General features: G+C 74.0%; 14 protein-coding genes. 10 read left to right on the top strand and 4 right to left on the bottom strand.

Features of this window, described 5'->3' with window-relative positions:
- Positions 1-63: 63 nt before the first annotated feature.
- From ACQEVC_RS39250 to ACQEVC_RS39290, 9 genes are all read left to right on the top strand, one after another.
- Positions 64-936 carry a hypothetical protein gene (locus tag ACQEVC_RS39250; RefSeq protein ID WP_432888576.1) on the top strand — a complete coding sequence of 291 codons (873 nt, stop codon included), beginning with the start codon at positions 64-66 and terminating at the stop codon, positions 934-936.
- Positions 933-2,135 carry a hypothetical protein gene (locus ACQEVC_RS39255; RefSeq protein ID WP_432888578.1) on the top strand — a complete coding sequence of 401 codons (1,203 nt, stop codon included), beginning with the start codon at positions 933-935 and terminating at the stop codon, positions 2,133-2,135. Before ACQEVC_RS39250 ends, ACQEVC_RS39255 begins: the two co-directional genes overlap by 4 nt.
- A gap of 111 nt (positions 2,136-2,246) precedes the next feature.
- Positions 2,247-2,957, top strand: coding sequence for a Crp/Fnr family transcriptional regulator (locus tag ACQEVC_RS39260; RefSeq protein ID WP_432888580.1), 711 nt, complete (start codon positions 2,247-2,249; stop codon positions 2,955-2,957).
- 116 nt (positions 2,958-3,073) lie between these two features.
- Positions 3,074-3,652, top strand: a complete 579-nt coding sequence (locus ACQEVC_RS39265) for a hypothetical protein (protein WP_318399226.1) — start codon at positions 3,074-3,076, stop codon at positions 3,650-3,652.
- A gap of 384 nt (positions 3,653-4,036) precedes the next feature.
- Positions 4,037-5,248 carry a tetratricopeptide repeat protein gene (locus ACQEVC_RS39270; RefSeq protein ID WP_432888583.1) on the top strand — a complete coding sequence of 404 codons (1,212 nt, stop codon included), beginning with the start codon at positions 4,037-4,039 and terminating at the stop codon, positions 5,246-5,248.
- Positions 5,249-5,524: 276 nt separating this feature from the next.
- Entirely contained in the window at positions 5,525-8,131 is a 2,607-nt protein-coding gene (locus ACQEVC_RS39275; protein WP_432891947.1) for a fibronectin type III domain-containing protein, read from the top strand.
- A gap of 33 nt (positions 8,132-8,164) precedes the next feature.
- Complete coding sequence (locus ACQEVC_RS39280) at positions 8,165-9,160, top strand: AAA family ATPase (RefSeq protein ID WP_432888585.1); 996 nt, start codon at positions 8,165-8,167, stop codon at positions 9,158-9,160.
- 42 nt (positions 9,161-9,202) lie between these two features.
- On the top strand, positions 9,203-10,357 hold the full coding sequence (locus ACQEVC_RS39285) for a DUF58 domain-containing protein (RefSeq protein WP_432888587.1): 1,155 nt from the start codon (positions 9,203-9,205) through the stop codon (positions 10,355-10,357).
- Positions 10,358-10,398: 41 nt separating this feature from the next.
- The gene (locus tag ACQEVC_RS39290; protein WP_432891950.1) at positions 10,399-12,714 is read left to right on the top strand and encodes a DUF3488 and transglutaminase-like domain-containing protein; all 2,316 of its coding nucleotides are present in this window, start codon (positions 10,399-10,401) and stop codon (positions 12,712-12,714) included.
- Positions 12,715-12,760: 46 nt separating this feature from the next.
- On the opposite strand, the gene ACQEVC_RS39295 is transcribed toward ACQEVC_RS39290, so the two are convergent.
- Entirely contained in the window at positions 12,761-13,741 is a 981-nt protein-coding gene (locus tag ACQEVC_RS39295; protein WP_432891953.1) for an LLM class F420-dependent oxidoreductase, read from the bottom strand.
- An 84-nt stretch (positions 13,742-13,825) separates the two neighbouring features.
- Here ACQEVC_RS39295 and ACQEVC_RS39300 point away from each other — a divergent pair, with 84 nt between their 5' ends.
- Entirely contained in the window at positions 13,826-14,659 is an 834-nt protein-coding gene (locus ACQEVC_RS39300) for a DUF1028 domain-containing protein (RefSeq protein WP_432888589.1), read from the top strand.
- A gap of 116 nt (positions 14,660-14,775) precedes the next feature.
- Here ACQEVC_RS39300 and ACQEVC_RS39305 read toward each other — a convergent pair whose 3' ends face one another.
- The 3 genes from ACQEVC_RS39305 to ACQEVC_RS39315 all read right to left on the bottom strand — a co-directional run bounded on the left by ACQEVC_RS39305 (position 14,776) and on the right by ACQEVC_RS39315 (position 18,968).
- Entirely contained in the window at positions 14,776-16,965 is a 2,190-nt protein-coding gene (locus tag ACQEVC_RS39305) for a transglycosylase domain-containing protein (RefSeq protein ID WP_432891956.1), read from the bottom strand.
- Between the two features lie 5 nt (positions 16,966-16,970).
- Complete coding sequence (locus ACQEVC_RS39310; RefSeq protein ID WP_432888591.1) at positions 16,971-17,804, bottom strand: serine hydrolase; 834 nt, start codon at positions 17,802-17,804, stop codon at positions 16,971-16,973.
- A gap of 483 nt (positions 17,805-18,287) precedes the next feature.
- Complete coding sequence (locus tag ACQEVC_RS39315) at positions 18,288-18,968, bottom strand: maleylpyruvate isomerase N-terminal domain-containing protein (RefSeq protein WP_432888593.1); 681 nt, start codon at positions 18,966-18,968, stop codon at positions 18,288-18,290.
- Positions 18,969-19,120 lie beyond the last annotated feature (152 nt).

The following is a 19,120-nucleotide window of genomic DNA, read 5'->3' on the forward strand; positions in this document are numbered from 1 at the left end:
TACTGGTACGTGATCTGCCCGTCCGTGCCCTGCCACGCTCGGCCCAGCCGAGAGGAGAGTCGGATGCATCTGTCGTCGACCCCGGTGCCGTACGGGCTGGCCGACACGGTGAGCGGGCGCTGGCGCCGGCGGCTGGCCGGTACGGACAGCACCGAACGCGCCCACTGGCGTACCCGGACCGTCTACTACCGCGCCGTCGCCGAACTGCTGGCCGTGCCCCGGACCACCGCGCCGACCTGGCGGGAGATCGTCGCCGCCGTCCGACCGAAGGGCAGCCGGAGCACGTTCTACGAGGTGACCGGCCGCAAGGCCCGGCACACCCTGGTCGAGGAGGTGCTGCGGGTGGACACGTCCCCGGCCCATCAGCTCGCCCTCTGCTACCTGCGGGACACCGCCGTGGACCAGCTCGTCGACGAGACCAAGGTGTGGTCGTACTGGCCGTACCGGGAGGGGTGGCTGGACCAGCTCCAGCCCGGTGCCGGACGGGCCGCCGCCGAGTCGCTGGTCGCCGTACTGGTCGAGTGGGCCCGGCACAACCCGGGGCTGGCCGGCGCGCTCGGGTACGCGCCACCGCTCTGCGCGGTCGAGGACCTGGTGTCGATCCAGCGGGGCCGGATCAGCCCGAACCGGGCCTTCGCCGTGTTGACCAGCGCACTGCGCGCCGCCGCCGGTCCGCTCGCCGAGGTCGGCGGCGGAGTACTGGCCGTGGTGCGCGACGGTCTCGGCACCGTCTCCGGGCGTGCCGCGAGCCCGGACCGGCTGCTGGTCGGGCTGGCCGAGCAGATCTACGGGTTGCGCGAGGAACTGCGTACCCTGCGTCCGGAGCAGTCGGCGCCGGTGCGCGAGCTGGCCACGGCGCTGATCCGGGACGCGGTGGAACTGCTGGTGGAGGAGGCGGACGACCGGTCCGCCCGGGACCCGCGGCGGCTGCGGTGACCGGCGGCACCGGCCGCGTGCCGGACGGGGACCCGGTGGCCGGGGCGGCGGTGCCGGCCGACGCCGAACTGGTGGCCAGGACGACCGACGCCGAACTGGTGGCCAGGACGACCGACGCCGAACTGGTGGCCAGCACGACCGACGCCGAACTGGTGGCCAGCACGACCGACGCCGAACTGGTGGCCCGGTTCGAGGCGCGGCTGCACACCGTGTTGTTGCACGGCGCCGACCCGACCCGGCTCGCCGTGCTGCACCGGGCCGCGACCGAGCAGCTCGGCGAGTCGGTCGAGCTGACGCTGCGGGCCGAGTGCGCCCTGGAACGGGCGTCGAGTCCCGGCCGACCGGTCCTGGACTCCCTCGCCGCCTGGCTGGACCTGCGGGAACGTGCCGGGGCGGCGCTGCCGGAACACCATCCGACGCTGCTCGCGATCCGCCGGGAGTACGTGCACACGCTGCGTCGGCGGGGCGAACCCGGCGACCTCGACCTGGTGGTGCAGCTCCGGCGGGACGAGGTCGAGTTGCGCCGCCGACGGCCGGTCAACCCGCACCGGCTCGGCGTCGCGGTCGCCGACCACGCCGTGGCGCTGCTCGACCGGGCCCGGTACGGCGCCTTCGACCCGCACCTGAAGCGGCACGAACCGGCGGCGGACCTGGCCGAGGCGCACCGGCTGATCGGGGCCGAGATCGAGCGGCGCGGCTCCGGCTACGGCGCCGGGCACGAGGTGACCTGGCAGGCCCGGTTGGTCCTCGCCGAGGTGCTGTGCGCTCGGCTGCGGCCGGCGGCCGGTGATCCCGACCCCGCCCGCGCCCAACCGGCGCTGGACGAGGCGGACGCGATCCGCCGGTACGACTGGTGGCGGCACGGCCGGCACGGCCGCGCGGCACTGCGGGCCCAACTCGTCCGGGCCGAGGTGCTCACCGCGCTCGGCCGGGCCCGACCGGCAGAACGGGAGGCGCGGCTCGCCGCCGTGCTGGCCCGCCGCTACCCGGACCTCGACCTCGGCCGCCCGCTGCTGGTGCTGGCCCGGGCACAGGCGTACCGGGATCCGGCGGGCGCGCTGCGGACGGCCCGGGCGGCGCTGCGGGAACGGCGGCTGCGCTACCTGCCGGCGGCGCACCGGGTGGTGGAGGCGGAACGGCAGGTGCAGGCACTGAGTACTCTTCCGCCTCCGCACGCGGCACGTCCTCGGCACAGGTGAAAGACGGTTCGCTCGGCCGGCCGGCGGCGCGCACGCGGGGTGACGTGGTGCATTCGTCGGGTACTATCCGGCGGGTACTGTCGTCGCGTCGATCGATCCGTTGGGGCGCACATGTCCGGTGTCGCGCAGCCACGAGTCCAGACCCTGGCACCCGGCAGTTTCCTGCACCGACTCTCCCCCGCCGACCGCGACGAACTGCTGGCCCTCGGGGTGTCCCGGGAGTTCCCGGCCGGCCGGCGGCTGATCCGCGAGGGTGCCGACGACACGCACGTCGAGCTGCTCCGCCGGGGCTTCGTCAAGGTGACCACGGTGGTGCAGGGTTTCGAGACCCTGCTCGCGATCCGGATGCCCGGCGACATCCTCGGCGAAACCGCGGCGCTGACCGGCCGGCCGCGTACCGCCACGGTCACCACCTGCGGGCGGGTGGTGTCGAACGTCGTCTCCCGGGCCGCGTTCGAGCGCTTCCTCGGGCGGCATCCCGGTGCCGCCCTGCAAATGGGGGCGATCATGGGCGAGCGGCTGCGCTGGGCCAACCAGCGCCGGGCGGACTTCACCGCGTACCCGGCCGACGTGCGGGTGGCCCGGATGCTCGCCGAGATCGCCACCACCTGCGGGCAACCGGTCGACCGGGGCATCCTGGTCGGCGTCGCGCTCAGCCAGCCGGAGCTGGCCTCGATGGTCGGGGTCGCGGACGTGACCCTGCAGAAGGCCCTCCGCGCGCTGCGCCGGCGCAACCTGGTCCGGACCGGCTACCGGCGGCTGCTCGTGCTCGACCTCGACCTGCTCCGACTGGTCGGCGAGGGCAGCGCGGTCGCCTCCTGACCGGGCGGCGCGGTGTCGCCCCGCTGTGCCACACTCCGAGGCTGCGCCTGCACAGCAGGTGGCGATCACGCCGGCCGCACCATGCCGGACATTCCCACAGAAAAAGGAATCTGCCCATGCAGCTCGATGTGCTCCAGTCCCAACGCCAGTTCCACGTCCGGCAGCGGGTCCGGTTCATGGTCAACCAGTACGAGGTACACGCGGTCAACCCGGACGGTTCCGAGGGCGAACTGCTGGCCTTCGCGCAGCAGAAGCGGCTCGCCTTCAAGGAGCAGGTGACGCTCTACGCGGACGACACCAAGCAGCAGCCGGTGCTCGGCTTCAAGGCCCGTCAGGTGATGGACCTCGGCGCGACGTACGACGTGACCGACGCCGCCGGTACCCCCATCGGGCTGTTCCGCAAGGACTTCAAGGCATCGCTGCTCCGCTCCACCTGGCACGTCGAGCAGCCGGGCCTCGGGCAGGCCACCGGCCAGGAGCGCAGCCTGCCGGTCGCACTGCTGCGCCGGTTCATCGACTCGCTGTCCTGGCTGCCGTACCACTTCGACTTCACCATCGGCGGCCAGCCCGCGTTCTCGGTGGTGAAGAAGTGGGGCCTGCGCGACCGGTACGTGATCGACGTCCACCTGCCGCAACTCGACCGCCGGCTGGTCATCGCGATGGCCGTCGGCCTGGACGCCCTGCAGAGCCGCTGATCCCGGCGAGGCGACCGGAGAGGACTGCCGGTGGGGCCGGCGCGGACGCACCGGCCCCACCCGATCCGGGCAACGGCCCGATCCGGTAGGCCCTGAGCAGCGTGTGCCGCGCCGAACTGCCGGTGGTGTCCGTCGTCGGCGTGCCCGGGGCGGGGACGAACCCGGCCCGCGTCGGGTGCGCGTGGACACCGGGGAGGAGCCGCACCGACACCGGAGGTGGGAACCGGATGGCGCGAAACTTCGACGAGGACCGGCCGGCGACCCGGTCGGCCCTGCTCAGCGGCCTACCGGTGGCGGCGCGGAGTCTGGCGGCGAGGCGGAGCGGCGAGGCGGAACAGCGCCCCGGCTGGCGCGGCACCCCGTCCAGGGGGCAGCATGGCGGGCGTGTCTCAGCCTCCACAACTTGCCGCCGTACAGGGCCGGGCCCGGGCGCTCCGCGACGGCGGTGACGATCCGGGCGCCCGACGTCTGCTCGCACAGGCACTCGACGCGGCTCGGCCCGCGTACGGCAAGGACCATCCGGAGGTGCTCGCCACCGTCGGGGTGCTGGCACGGTGGCACCGCGAGGCCGACGATCCGGCGGCGGCCCGGCGGCTGCTCGAAGAGGCGCTGATCGACGGGCAGCGCCGGTGGGGCGAAGCCGACCCGCTGATGCTGTCGCTCAGCTACGAACTGGGTGCCGTCGCCGAGGAGTTGGGCAACCGGCACGAGGCGCGCCGCAACTTCGGCCGGGTCGCCTCGCTCGGGCCGGGTGTGCTCGGCGACGACCACTGGCAGGTCCGGGCGGCCCGGGACTACCTCGGCGAGGCGCCGGGCGGCGCCGCCCCGGAACCGGTCGCGCCGGCACCCGCCGCGCCGCTCTCGGCACCGCCCGCACCGCTCTCCGCACCACCCGCCACGCCGCCAATGTCCGCACCGCCGACCCGACCGGCCGGCGGCGGGCTGTTCCAGTCGGTCGCCACCTCACCGGCGTACCCGCCGGGCACCGAACCGGTGTCGGGCCGGCCGGCCGAACCGCAGCCCTCGTCGTACGCCCCGGAGCAGGCGCCGTCGGCGTACCCGCCGTACTCGGCACAGTCGGTCGCGCAGCTCGAGTCGTACCCGGTGATCACACCGACCCCCGCCCCCACCCCGCCGGCTCCGGCCCCCGAGCCGAACCGTGGTCGCGGCTCCACGGTGGCCGCCGCGGTCGCCGCCGCTGCGGCGGTGGTCGCCGCGATCGTGGTGGTGGTCGCGGTGGTGCTGGACAAGAGCGGCTCGGCGGAGCAGGGACCGACCGACGAGCGCGGTGAGCCGGTGGTCGCCGGTGAACCGCCGACCGACGTGAAGCTGATCGACGAGGGCACCGCGATCACCGTCAGTTGGACCGACCCGAGCGGCGGGACCGTGCCGTTCGTCGTCGCGGGTGCCCGTGCCGGCCAGCAGACCAAGCCGATGACTACACTCAGTGCCGGCGAGACCACATACAAGGTGAACGCGCTGAACCCCAAGCTCGATTACTGCTTCTCGGTGCTCGCCGTCTATTCGACCAACGAATTCGCTCCGTCGGATCTCGCCTGCACGAAGCGGGACGGCGCCGGGGCGACGCCACGCTGATCACAATTCGACAACCGTTCCCACCGCGCTGACCTGCGGAGACGACGGCGGACGACCGGGCTTATCCACAATTCGGGCCGCGTCCGTCCACAACGACACGTTCCGGGTACCCGCGAGCAAAGCCCGGGCCCTATGATGGCACGCGGTTTCGGGAAAGATTCGCTGACGACGGCGGTCGGACACGACCGCCCACGGGTGGGGAGGCGGCCGGCTGTGGTCACCACAGGCAACGGCTTGACAGGCAGTGACGGCACCGGCGGGCCCGACCCCGCCGAGGTGGCGCCGGGCGCGCCCCCGGCCCGCCGCCGCTCCCGGCTCCGGGGCGGAGTGGTCACCATCGCCACCGTGGCGGCGCTGGCCGCCGCGATGGGGCTGACCGTGCTCGGCCTGGGCGCCGCGGACAACGCCGTGGCCAGCTACGATGCCAGTTCCTGGCTCTGGAGCATGACCAAGAGCGAGGTGGCCCGGGTCAACGGGGTCACCGGCCGGGTCGACACCCGCGTGCAGGTCCCGCAGGGTCGCAACCACCAGATGCAGGTCGCGCAGACCGACCGGCTGCTGATCCTGCGCGACCTGAACACCGGCCAGGTCAGCTCGCTGGACCTGGCCACGCTACAGATCATCGCGACCACCAAGACCACCGCCGGGCTCGGGGTCAACGTGGCCCTGCACGAGGACGCCGCGTTCGTCGTCGACGCGGTGCAGGGAATCGTGCGCCAGCTCGACCCCCGGTCGCTGACGCCGGTCGGCGAGCAGATCCACTATCCGCCGGGCATCACCGGCGGCCAGTTCGACGGCACCGGGCGGCTCTGGGTCGCCGTACCCAGCGAGGGGACCGTCTCCGCCATCACCGCCGCCAAGCTCCCGGAGTCCGACAGCGGCGGCGCGGGCGGCAGCGTCAGCCCGGAGCAGGTCTTCAACGACGCGGTCGCCGACCCGAGCCACGACCTGGCGCTCTCCACCCTGGACGACGGCGTGGCGGTGCTGGACCGGACCACCGGCACGCTGACCACGCTGCGCGGCAAGGAGAAGCGGCCGGTCAAGCTGCCGCTCACCGGCCCGGGTGAGATGCCGCCCCGGACCACCGGCCTGCGGGTGCCGGTGACCGTGCCGGACGACCGCAACATCGTGGTGGCCGACAACGGCGCCGTCGGGCAGCAGTTCAAGGTGCCCGGCGCCGGCACCCGGCTCAGCCCCGCCGTCGCCTGGGCGGACCGGTTCTACTGCGCCGACAAGGACACCGGCACGGTCTACTCGTTCGACCCCGGCGGAAAGCTGCTGGAGAAGATCGAGATTCCGGGCGCCAACGGCCCGCTGGAGCTGGAGGTTCGGGAGAACCACCTCTTCATCAACGCCCCGAACTCCGCCGTCGCCCGGGTCATCGACGACAAGCACCAGGTCAAGGAGGTCAACAAGTACGCCAACGACGTTCTCGGTGGTGACCCGCCGCCGAACCCGCCGCCGCCTCCGCCGCCGCCGAAGCCGGTGATCAGCAAGCCGAGCGCGCCGAAGTCGGTGACCGCCGCCGCCGGCAACGCCCAGGCCAGGGTGAGCTGGCGACCCGCCGCGGCCAACGGTGCGACCATCACCCGTTACGTCGTGCAGGGCGCCGGCCGGACCTTCGAGGTAGGCGCCAACCAGCGCTCGCTGGAGGTGACCGGCCTGACCAACGGCGAGACCTACCAGTTCTCGGTGCACGCGGTGAACGCCAAGGGCGCCGGTCCGGCGAAGAAGAGCAACCCGGTGGTGCCCACCTCCGAGGTGCCGGATCCGCCGGCCAGCGTCACCGCGCAGGAGCGGCCGGACGGCACCGTACTGGTCAAGTGGCCGGCCGCCAACGGCCAGGGCTACGACATCAAGAAGTACGCCGTGACCGCGATCTCGGCCGGCGCCAACGCCCCGGTCGGCGAGTCGACCAAGACCGAGCTGGTGATCCCGGCCGGCGAACTCGACTACGGCAACCAGTACGCCTTCACCGTCGTCTCGATCAACGAGAAGGGCGCCGGCTCGGCCGCGTCGCCGGCCAGCAACAGCGTGGTTCCGTTCACCACCCCGGCGAAGCCGGTCAACCTTCGGGCGAAGACGGTCGCCGGCTCCCGCGGCACCCTCTCGATGACCTGGAGCCCGCCCGCCGACAACGGCCGGCCGATCACGAAATACCGGGTCGAGGCGGGCGGCAGGACCAGCGAGGTGACCGACACCCAGGCCACCGTGGGAGGGCTGGGCGACGGTAAGTCGGTCACCGTCCGGGTGCAGGCGATCAACGAGGCCGGTCCCGGCGCCATCGCCACCGACACCGCCCAAACGGTCGCGAAGCCCCGGGTCACCATCACCGGCACCAGCGCCGAGGCCACCTCGGTCACGGTCAACTTCACCGTGGCCGACGGCGGCGGCAAGGCTTCCTGTTCGGTGACCCCGGACGGACGGGCCAAGGTCAACGGCAACTGCTCCAGCATCCGGGTCACCGGGCTGACCCCGGGCACCGCCTACAGCTTCACCGTGACGGCGAGCAACGCGGCCGGCGACGGCAGCGACAAGGTCAGCAAGGCCACCCCTTCCGTCTTCGGCATCGCCACCTGCAAGAACGGCACCTCCGGTGCGGAGGCGACCTACTGCAACGGGAACGGGGAGGGCCGCGATGGAATCGAGATCTTCTCGGTACCCCGGCAGGACAACAACAAGCAGGTCGGCCGAGCAAAGCCGAGTAGCCGGTTGCAGGCGTACTGCAAGGTTCAGGGGCCGGAGATCTACGCCTACATCTACAACAACCACAAGCGCAGCACCTGGTGGGTTCGGGTGAACTTCTCGGGCCGCAACTACATCCCGTTCGCCTGGCTCAACCTGGAGGGTGGCGACAACATCAACATCCTGCCGAACTGCTGACCGCACGCACCACCAGTCAGGAGCACCACGACCGTGAACAACCACGAGCCGCTTACCCCGCACCATGTGCAGGGCTTCGCCAACCTGGCAGCCCGGGTCGCCGACAACATCAACTCGGTGGTGCTGGGTAAGCCGCACGTGATCCGGCTGGCGCTCACCGCGCTCTTCGCCCAGGGGCACGTCCTGCTGGAGGACGTGCCCGGGGTGGGCAAGACCACCCTGGCCCGGGCGATCGCGGCGACCGTGCACGGCCAGTGGCGACGCATCCAGTTCACCCCGGACCTGCTCCCCGCCGACGTCTCCGGGGTGACCATCTTCAACCAGGCCAGCCGGGGTTTCGAGTTCCACCCCGGCCCGGTCTTCGCCAACATCGTCATCGCGGACGAGATCAACCGGGCCTCCCCGAAGACCCAGTCGGCGCTGCTGGAGGTGATGGAGGAGCGCAACGTCACGGTGGACGGGGTCCGGCATCCGGTACCCCGGCCGTTCCTGGTGGTCGCCACCCAGAACCCGGTCGAGATGGACGGCACCTACCGGCTGCCCGAGGCGCAGCTCGACCGGTTCCTGGTGAAGCTCTCCGTCGGCTATCCCGACGAGGCGGTCGAGATCGAGGTGCTCCGCGGCGCCCCGATGCGCTCGCCGGAGGCGCTGGAGCCGGTCACCGACACCAACACCGTCGGCGAGATGGTCCGGATGGCCCAGCGGGTGCACATCGCCGACCCGCTCTACGCGTACGCGGTGAGGCTGGCCGCGGCGACCCGCAACCACCCGCAGGTCCGGGTCGGGGTCAGCCCCCGGGGCGTGATCGCGCTGACCCGGGCGGCCTGCGCGTACGCCCTGATCGACGGACGCGGCTGGATCCTCCCCGAAGACCTCAAGACGCTCGCCGAGCCGGTCTTCGCACACCGGATCCTGCTCTCCCCCGACGCCCAGGTCCGGGGGGTCACCGCGACCGACGTGCTCTACGAGGCGGTCGCGTCGGTGCCGGTGCCACTGCCCTCGGGGCAGTTGGCCTCGGCGGGCACCTGACGTGCGTCGCCTGACCCGCCCGTCCCGGACGACCCCGGCGTCATGACGATCACCTCTCGCGGCATCGGTCTGCTCGTCGGCGCCGCCGTCCTCCTCGTCGCCGGTTTCCGGTTCGGCTACCCCGAACTCGCCCTGCTCGGCACCACCGCCGCCGTCGCGGTGGCCTGCGCCGCCGGCAACGCCGCCTGGCGGCCCCGGCTCGACGTCACCCGGGTCGCCGACCCCGACCGGGTGGGCCGGGGCGAGCCGGCCACCATGACCCTGACGGTGCGCAACAGCGCCCGGCTCCGCTCGGCCAACCTGATCGCCGAGGACCGCTGCGGCACCCGCCCGGTGCCGGTACCGCTGCTCCGGCTGCGCCCCGGCCGGGACACCACGGTCAGCTATCCGGTCCCCACCACCCGGCGCGGCGTGATCGACGTCGGCCCGCTGCGGGTCACCGGACGGGACGCGCTGGGGCTGATCACCGTGGCCCGCTCGCACGGCGAGACCGCGCAGGTCTGGGTACATCCCCGGATCCATCCGCTGGCCGCGGTGCCGGCCGGGGTCGCCCGGAGCATGGACGGGCGGATCGACAAGGTACCGCAGGGGTCGATCACCTTCGACTCGCTCCGGGAATACGTCGTCGGCGACGAACTGCGCCGGGTGCACTGGCGGAGCAGCGCCAAGGTCGGCGAGCTGATGGTCAAGGAGCAGTTGGACACCAGCCTGCCCCGGATCGTCGTACTGCTGGACAATCGGGCCGGTGCCCATCCGGGGCGGGTCGACGGGATCGCCGAGACGTTCGAGTCGGCCTGCGAGGCGGCCGCCTCGGTGGTGGTCGCCGCCCGCCGGGAGGACCTGCCGGTGACGCTGCTGCTGGTCGCCGACTCCGACGGGTCCGGGGAGTTCCTGGACCGGCTCGCCGCCGTCGGCCTGGTGCCCGGGCCGCAGGGCACCGACGGAGACCCGCTGCGCACGACGACGCTGCGACTGCGGCAGGAACGGCTCGGCGACACCCTGGTCTTCCTCACCGGCCCGGGCGCCGCCGCCGACCTCGGTTACGTCGGTGCGCTCCGCCCCGGGTACCCGTCGGTGGTGGCCGGGGTGTTCGGAGCCGGCCGACAGACCCCGGCAGGCAGCGCCGGACTGGTCGTGATCGACGCGGCCGACGGTGCGGAGTTCGCGGCCGAGTGGGACGGGGTCCGCCGGTGGTGAGATTCCTCCGCACGCTACCGGTGCCGCTGGCACTGGTGGCGATGATCGGTCTGGCCGGCGCCGTGCTCGGCGGGGTGTACGCCGACCCGCTGCTCGGCCAGCTCGTCCTCGGCGCGGCGGTCGGCTCGGTCGGGGTGAGCCTGGCCGCCCGGCGACTGCCGTCCTGGCTGGTCGCCCCGCTCTCGGTGCTGGCCCTGCTCGGCTACACCGCCGCCGCGCTCTGGTTCACCGCGCGCCGGGCCGACTTGCCCGGGTCGCTCGGCGACATCACGGCGGACGCCGCCCGCAACGGCATTCCCCGGCTGCTCACCGCGCTGATCCCGGTCGAGCCGATGCCGGACACCGTGATCGTGCCGCTGGTCGCGGCCTGGCTGGCCGGGCTGGCCGGTGCCGAGGTCGGCGTCCGGGCCGACCGGGTGCTGCTCGGCCTGACCGCCCCCGCCGCCCTGTACGCGGGCGCGCTCTACGTGGTCGGCCCGAACGCCGACTCGACGCCCTGGCTGACGGTCGCGTTCGCCGCCGCCGGTGCGCTGGCGCTGGCCGCCGGTGGACGGCCGGCCCGCCCGGAGCGCGGCGGCGGTCCCGACCCGGCCGGCGAACTGGGTCCCGGAGTCCGGGCCGCGCTGCGGGCCCGCACCCTCGCCAGCACCGCGTTGGGCCTGGTCGTGGTGCTCGGGATCGCCGCCCTGGTGGCGCCCGTGGTGGCCCGGCAGGTCGGCACCACCCCGGTCGACCCGCGCCGCTACGTCCAGCCGCCCCAGGTGGACAGCCTCGACGAGAATCCGCTGATCCGGATCTCCGGCTGGGCGCTGAACCCGGACCAGAAGCTGCTCGACGTGGCGACCATCGGGGCGGATGGGCCACGGCCGCCCGGCACCGCCACGCCGAGCCCGGCCGGTGACGGCGAGGAGCCGGCCGTCGAGGAGGACGGCCCGCTGCCCGGCCAGCGGATCCGGCTCGCCGTACTCGGCGACTACGACGGGGTGACCTGGCGGGTCGGCGCGACGTACCGGAACGCGGGCCGGGTGCTGCCCCAGCCGGAGCCGCCGCCGGACGTCCGGGTGAAGCAGGTGGTGCAGCAGATCACCATCGACAGCCTGACCGGTCGGCTGCTGCCGGCGGTACCCACTCCGGGCGAGGTGACCGGCGCCCGGGTGGCGTACGACCAGGACAGCGGGACGCTGATCCGGCCGGAGGGGCTGACTACCGGACTGACCTACTCGGTCACCTCCCGACAGGAGAGTCCCGACTACGGCCTGCTGCCCTCGGCGAACGTGCCGGCCGGCGACGAGGTGGCCCGGTTCCTCAGGGTCGAGCCGGGCGCGCCGGAGCAGATGCAGCAGCTCGCCGCCCAACTCGCCGAGGAGAACGGCGCGCCGTACGCCCGGGCCGACGCGATCGAGACGTTCCTCGCCGAGCACTACCGGGTGGTCGCCGACGCGCCCAGCGGGCACGCCTATCCCAACCTCAACTTCTTCCTCTTCGGCCCGGTCAACGGTGGCGGGCAGCGGGGCACGTCGGAGCAGTTCGCCGCCGCGTTCGCCGTACTCGGCCGGATGACCGGGTTGCCCACCAGGGTGGTGGTCGGCTTCCGGTCGCCGACCGGCACCGGACCGGTACGCGGCGCGGACGCCCTCGCCTGGCCGGAGGTGCTCTTCGACGGCCTCGGCTGGGTGGCGTTCGACCCGCTGCCGAAGCCGAACACCCGCCCCAAGCCGGTCGAGCAGGACTTCAAGCCCGAGCCGGAGGACCCCACGCCGCCGCCGGACGAGGCGACGCAGAGCCCGGTGGCCACGCCGAGCGGTACTCCGAATCCGCAGGCGGCCCCGGGCCGGGGTGGCGGCCTCGGCACCCCGGTCCTGGTCGGCGGCGGTACCGGCGGGCTGCTGCTCCTGCTCGCCGGGCTGGCCACCCTGGTCGTCGGCCTGCGCCGGTCCCAGCGTCGCCGCCGGCTCGCCGAGGGGCCACCGGCGCAGCGGATCGCCGGAGCCTGGCGGGAGGTGACCGACGCGTTACGCCTGGCCGGGCGACCGGTGCCGGATCACCTGGCCGCCACCGAGGTCGCCGAGCACGCCCGGTCCACACTGCACGGTGCGGCGGAGCGGGGGCCGGACGGCGGCGGTGGACCGGAACAGCCGGGCCACCCCGGCGCACTCCGCCCGGCGACGCCGCCGGTCGACGACTTGGCCGCGCTGGTCAACCTGGCCGCGTTCGCGCCCGGCAACGCCACCGACGACCAGGCCCGGCGGGCCGGCGAGCTGGCGGTGGCGTACGCGGCGGAACTCCGCGCCGACCGGCCGTGGTGGCGTCGGGTGCTCTGGTCGCTGCACCCCGGCCCGCTCCGCTGGCGGCGCTGACCAGCCCTCCGGGTCGGGCCGGCGCCGCCCGGCTGTCCGAGTCGGGTCAGGCCGAGGGCAGGGTCGCCGGGCCGAGCTGCGCGATCAGCGTGGTCAGCGCGGCGGCGCCACCGGCCGTCACCTCCGGGGTGGGCAGCAGGGCCAGCACCGGAACGTCGACGCCGGCCGCCGCGTACCGCTCGACGTGGGCCCGGCACGTCTCGAGGCTGCCGTGCACGACCAGGGCGTCGACCAGCTCGTCCGGGATCAGCTCGGCGGCACCCCGGCGGTCACCGGCCGCCCAGGCCCGCCACATCGGCGCGATCACCGGTTCCCTGCCGAGCCAGCGGTGGAACTCCGCGTACGCCGGGACGGTCAGGTAGGTGGCGATCAGGCGGCGGGCGAAGGTCCGGGCGTACCCGGCGTCCTCGGTCGGACAGACGAAGATCCGGGCGGCCACCTCGAAGCCGGGCCGGCGCTCCCCCAGCTCGGCGAGCACCTTCGGCACGTCGTCGTCGGCCAGCCAGTTGAGGATCGTCCCGTCCGCTTCGGCAGCGGCCAGCCGCAGCATCCGGGGTCGTAGCGCGGCCAACAGGATCGGCGGCGGTACGGCCGGCGGCCGCTCCAGCCGGAACCGCCGCACGGTGAAGGTGTCGTAGACCTCGTCGACCGTCTCGCCCCGCAGCGCCGCCCGCAGGAAACGCAGCATGTCCCGGCTGCGCCGGAACGGGTCGGTGAACCGCGTCGCGTTCCAGTCCTGCACCAGCACCGGTGACGAGGCGCCGATCCCGAGCGAGAACCGGCCGGGGGCGGCCTCGGCCAGCGCCGCCGCGCTCATCGCCAGCAGCCCGGGACCTCGGGTGAAGACCGGCGCGACCGCGGTACCCAACCGCAGCGCCGGCTGCCAGGCGGCGGCGAGTGCGAGCGGGGTGAACGCGTCGCTGCCGGCCACCTCGGCGGACCACAGGTCGGTGAAACCCGCCTCGGCGAGTGCGGCGTAGATCGCGTCGTGCCCGTCGAGCGGTACGCCGCCCAGCGGCACGGTCATCCCCCAGCGTGTGGTCACCGGTCGATGGTGCCCGCTCGCTCAGGCCCGGGCAACCGAACCCGCCCGTTCTTGTAGCCTCTGCCGGTGACCTTCTCGATCGTGGCGCGATCCGACGACGGCCGGCTGCACGGGGTCGCGGTCGCGAGCAAGTTCCTCGGTGTCGGTGCCCTGGTGCCGGCCGCCGAGGCCGAGGTGGGTGCCCTGGCCACCCAGGCACACGCCAACCTGGCCTACCGGCCGCAGGGGCTGGCGTTCCTGCGTACCGGTCTGGCCGCGGCCGACGTGCTGGCCGGGCTGGTCGCCGCCGACTCCGCCCGTACGCACCGGCAGCTCGGCATCGTCGACGCGGACGGTACGGCCGCCACCTACACCGGCGCCGACTGCCACGACTGGGCCGGTGGGCGGGCCGGCACCGGCTGGGCGGCCCAGGGCAACATCCTGGTCGGGCCGCAGGTCGTCGACGAGATGCGGGACGCCTGGCTGGGCGGCACCGGCCAGCGCTTCCCGGACCGGCTGCTCGGGGCACTGCGGGCCGGCGACCTGGCCGGCGGTGACCGGCGTGGCCGGCAGAGCGCCGCCCTGCTGGTCGTCGGTCGCGGCGGCGGGTACGGCGGCGGCAGCGACGTCGTGGTGGACCTGCGGGTGGACGACCACCCCGACCCGGTGACCGAGCTGGCCCGGCTGCTGGACGTGCACCGGATGCTCTTCGAGCGCCCCGACCCGGAGACGCTGCTCGACCTGACCGGTGACCTCGCCGACGAGGTGTCGCGGCTGCTCGCCGGGGTCGGTCATCCGGGCGACGGTGCGGCGGTGGAGTCGCGGCTCGCCGCCTGGGCCGGCGTGGAGAACCTGGAGGAACGGCTGGTGCCGGCCAGGATCGACCCCGTCGTGCTGGCCCACCTGCGCGCCCAGTCCTGAGCCGGCGTCCGGCCCACATCGCCCACCTACCGGCCTGGTTTTGCACCGGGCGCCCGGCCCACATCGCCCACCTGCGGGCCCGGTTTTGCACCGGGCGCCCGGCCCACATCGCCCACCTACCGGCCCAGTCCCGAGTGGGCGTCCGGCCCACGTTGCGGGGCCGGCGGCCGGGGGCTGCCGTCGGTCCCGCGGCCGGGCGAGGCGTCGGTGGTGCCGGATTTGCCGTTCGGCGGCCGGCCGGCGGCCGGCGACGAGGGCGGCCGGCCGGAGGGCTTGACGCTTTCGTCCGGGGTGGGCGTGGGCGGGGCCGGCGGTTTCGACGCCCGTTCCGCCGGCTCCGGAGTACGCACCGGTGCCTGCGCCTGGGGTTTCGCCGCGTCGCCGACGTCCGTGCGACCGAGTCGGGCCGGCGCCGGCAACGGTACGGCGGGCGTGCCGGCGAGGGCCGCGACGAGGAATTCCCGCCACAGCTCCAGCGGTAGGTCCTCACCGTTGATCGGTCGCTCACGTACGTCCCGAACCGGTCCGGGGGTACTCCGTCCCAACCAGACCACGGCGGCGAGCTGCGGCGTGTAGCCGGCCATCCAGGCGTCCTGCACGTCCACGGTGTCGCCGTACTGCTGGGTGCCGGTCTTGCCGGCGGCAGGCCGACCGGGTACGCCGCCGTGGTGATCGAGCACACCGCGCAGCACGGCCCCGACGTCGGCGGCGACCGCCGGAGCGAGCACCCGGACCCCCGCCGGCTTCGCGGTGTAGCGGCGTTGGCCACGGATGTCGTCGACGGACGCGACGAAGTGCCGCTCGCGCCGTTCACCCTGGCTGGCCAGCGACGTGAACACGGTCGCGACATCGGCCGGGGCGACCGGGTAGCGGCCGAGCGCGATGTCCGACCGGGTACGCCCCGGCGCCGGCTCGTTGGCGGCGTCCACCAGGGTGGGCCGGTCACCGTACCGGGCCGGCACGCCCATCGCCTGGGCCAGCCGGCGTACCCGGTCCGGGCCGACCCGCTCGGCGAGGGCGTAGTACGGCGTGTTCAGCGACAGTTCCATCGCCCGGTCGAGCGGACAGTCGGCGCATTGCAGGTCGCGACGGTTGACCAGCGGGACGCCGTACCGGTCGGCGAACTGGCGGGGACTGCTCCCGTCCCACCGCGACCGGTAGGAGATGCCCTGGTTGAGCGCCTCGGCCAGCACCAGTGGCTTGAACGTCGAGGCGGGTGGCCGGGGCGCCGACGCGTCGTCGAAGTAGCCGCTGCCCCGGTCGCCGCCGTAGTAGGCGGCAATCCCGCCGGTCCGGGGGTCGATCGCCACCAACGCCGCCCGGAGTCCGAACGGCTGCTCGGCCAGGGCCCGGGTGACCTTGCGGACGGCTGCGGTCTGCGCGGTGGCGTCCAGGGTGGTGACCACCCGCAACCCGCCGGTGTGCAGCACCTGGCGTCCGACGCCCCGCTCGGCGAGTTCGCTCTCCACCGCGTCGACGACCAGCCCCAGCGGGCCGCTCAGGGCGTCCCGGGTCGGTGACCGATCGGTCACCGCCGGATACGGCACGGCGGCGGCGCCCGGCTCCGCCCAGCCGAGCGACTCCATCGCCCGCATGATCCAGAGCCATCGGTCCCGCGCCGCGGCCGCGTCCACCGCCGGGTCGAACCGCCACGGATCCTTGATCAGCGCCGCCAGCACCGCGCCCTGCTGCGGGCTGAGCCGGTCGACGGTGACCCCGAAGTAGGCACCGGCCGCGGCCTGGATCCCGTACGCGCCGCGTCCGAAGTAGATGGTGTTCAGGTACCGCTCCAGGATGGCGTCCTTGGCGTACCGGCGTTCCAGCTTGGCGGCGAGCACCGCCTCCTTCGCCTTCCGGTCGGCGGTCACCTCCTGGCTGAGGTACGCGTTGCGGGCGTACTGCTGGGTGATGGTGGAGGCGCCCTGGGTCCCACCGTCGGTGAGGCCGGCCCAGATCGCCCGCGCGACGCCCCGGGCGGAAACGCCGGAGTGCTGGTAGAAGTCCCGGTCCTCGGCGGCCAGCACGGCCCGACGGACCGGCGTCGGCACCTGGGCCAGCGGCACGTCGGTACGGTCGGCGACCCCCACCCGGGCCAGGATGGTCCGCCCGTCCCGGTAGTAGAGGATCGACGCCTGCACCGGCCGGGGGTCGTCCGGCAGCGGGATCGATCGGACGTACCAGCCCAGTCCGCCGGAGCCGAGCAGCAGCAGGACGAGGAGGACGCTCCCCCAGCGCAGCCATCGCCGGCGGTGCCGCACGACGATCCGGGTCAGCAGTACGCGCAGGCCGCGCCCCAGGGCGGCCATCAGCCTCACCGGGCGTTCCCGGGCCGGCCGAGCGCGTCGGCGCTCACCCCGGCCGGCGTCCCGATCGGACCGGTGGCCGGTGCGAGCACCTGGCCCGCCACCTCGGTGCAGGTCCGGCCGCCGTGGTCGAGACCGCCCCGGGCGGTCGAGTAGCCGGTCTGCACCACCAGCACCCAGCCGGCCGAGATGGCCAGACAGTTGACCGCCCACTGCCCCTCGTTCACGTGCAGCGTCCAGCCGTTCTTGATGGCCAGTCCGGCCCGCTCCGCGCGCGGCAGGGCCGAGACGATTCCGAAGTAGCCCTCACCGCGCACCCGCCGCATCTGGTCGAGTACCCAGTTGGTCCACCTCTGACCGGCGGCGCGGCCGTCGGCCACGCAGCCGCCCATCCGGGCGGCGTCCCGGGCCGTCATCCGGGTGAGCGACCACCAGCCGGGTCGTACCGTCGTCTCGGTGAGCCCGCAGATCGTGATCAGGCGTTCGATGACGGCGTCCTCGCCGTTCCGCTGGTAGATCACCTCGGCGGCATGGTCGTCACTGTCCCGGATCATCGCGGAGAGCGCCGTGATCTCGTCGGGGTGCGGCCGGATGTCGCGCTCGGCGAGCCGACGCAGGTCGTCGGCGACTATCCACACCTTGATCATCGACTCGGCGGTGTAGGTCTGCGTCGCCTCGGCCGAGGTTCGCAGCGTCCTGGTGCGCAGGTCGAGCAGCGCCCAGGCGACCCGGTCGGGTTCGACCGGCGGTGCGGCGGTCACGGCCCGCCACCGATGCACCCCGACCACCGACGCCGCGCCCAGCAGCGCCACGAGCACGCCGACCAGTCCCAGGCGTAACATCCGCCGTCGCCTCCGCCGCCGGGCCGGTGCCGGGGAATCGGGTACGTCGGCCGTCCGGCCGTCGCTCGTCGCGGCGTCCAATCAGCACTCCCCGACTGGAGCCGGGGTGACCGGCGGGTCCGCAACGCGGGACGACTGCGAACAAACCATGATCATCCTCCCAAGCGGCGCTCCGACGCCTATAAGGACGACAGTCAGATCCAATACATTGCCCGGAGGAGTCGAGCAATTTGCCGCCCCTGGCCGGATTTTCCGGGCCTCGGCAGTTTCCGCAGGCGGACGGGGTCCACCCGGCGGCGGTTGGGTTCAGCGACGCGGGTACGCGGCTTCGTCACCCGTCCGGTCCAGACTGCCGCAGGATGTCCGTGGAGATGGGCCGCCCGCCCACTCGCGCTCGGCGGTCACGAGCTCTGTGCCGACGCGTGCGAACCCAAGGCGGGTCGGCACCACGCCGGACGCCGCCGGCCGGACCGGATCTCCCGGTCAGCCGAAGGCGAGCCAGCGCACCCCGCGCCGGTCGAGTTCGGCCCGCTCCGGGCCGGTCAGCGGCCGCCGGCCGGTGGCCTTGGCGACCAGGGTCAGCCGGTCCCAGCGAAGCTCCTCGGCGAGCCCGACGGCCCCCGGGCCGGCCGCCCGGGTCAGCAGCCCGGCGATCATCTCGCCGGCCGGTTCGGTCAGCCACGGCTCCCGGTCCAGCGCGGCGGCCAGGTCCAGTCCGTGCAGCCCCAACTCCACCACCCGGGTCACCAGGAACTCGTCCAGGGTCATCGGGTCGCCGTGCCGGGTCCGGACCAGCCGCCCGGGCGGCGCCGCGAGGCTGGCCGCGTACGTACCGCGCCAGGTCCGCGCGAACTCCTCGGCCAGTTCGTGTCCGCTGCCGAATCCGGCGCCCTCCCGGCGGGCCGTGTCGATCCGGGCCGTGTCGGTCTCCGGAGTGAACTTCGCCGGCCCGAAGTACGCGGCGGCGTCGACCTCGGCGCGCGGCGGCGCCGGTTCGGCCAGCATCCCGACCACCCGGCCGGCCCCGGTGCTCACGTGCGCGGCCAGCTCCCGCACGTTCCACGGTGGACAGAGGGTCGGTCGGGCGAACTCCGGCTCGGTGAGCCCGGCCAGCACCTCGGCGAGCCGGAGGGCCTCGACCCGGAACACCTCGACCACCCGCACGCCGTCAGGTTACAAGTCACCGTGCCCGCAATCGGCGGCAGGCCGGGTGCAGTTACCTGCACCCGGCCCGCCGACGGGAGACCTCGAGACCGGGCGTCGCCCGCAGCACGCGGCCGGCCAGGTGCCCTCGCGCCGCTCCTCGACCGACTCGA

The organism is Plantactinospora sp. CA-294935, assembly GCF_050936445.1.
Lineage (GTDB): Bacteria > Actinomycetota > Actinomycetes > Mycobacteriales > Micromonosporaceae > Plantactinospora.